Origin of the sequence: Escherichia sp. KCJ4928 (assembly GCF_004352695.1) — a bacterium.
Taxonomy (GTDB): domain Bacteria; phylum Pseudomonadota; class Gammaproteobacteria; order Enterobacterales; family Enterobacteriaceae; genus ECMA0423.
In genome coordinates this window covers 1-226 of record NZ_SJWV01000889.1, presented here as the reverse complement: position 1 = coordinate 226, position 226 = coordinate 1, and the positions used below count along the sequence as shown (strand labels likewise).

At 61.9% G+C, this 226-nt stretch carries 1 protein-coding gene; it reads right to left on the bottom strand.

The window, feature by feature from the left end; all coding sequences use genetic code 11:
- Positions 1–226 (bottom strand): RHS domain-containing protein (locus E0D98_RS27270; protein ID WP_131891752.1); only part of this gene is annotated, 226 nt, incomplete at both ends.

Here is a 226-nt window from a genome sequence, read left to right as displayed (position 1 = left end):
CGGATAAGCTGCTGCAGCTGATGCGGGTTCTCTTCATTCAGCAGGTTGCCCCATTCATCATATTCTGCGCACCACGCTGTTGCCCCTTCCGTGCTGATGAGCGCCAGCGGCAGGCCGCGATGGTCGCAGTGGTACAGGTGGATTTTTCGCGCCGGCGTGTACACCGGGTCCATCTGGTTTTGCATCTGCTCCACGGTCAGGCCGCACGATGCCAGCCAGCGGCGGC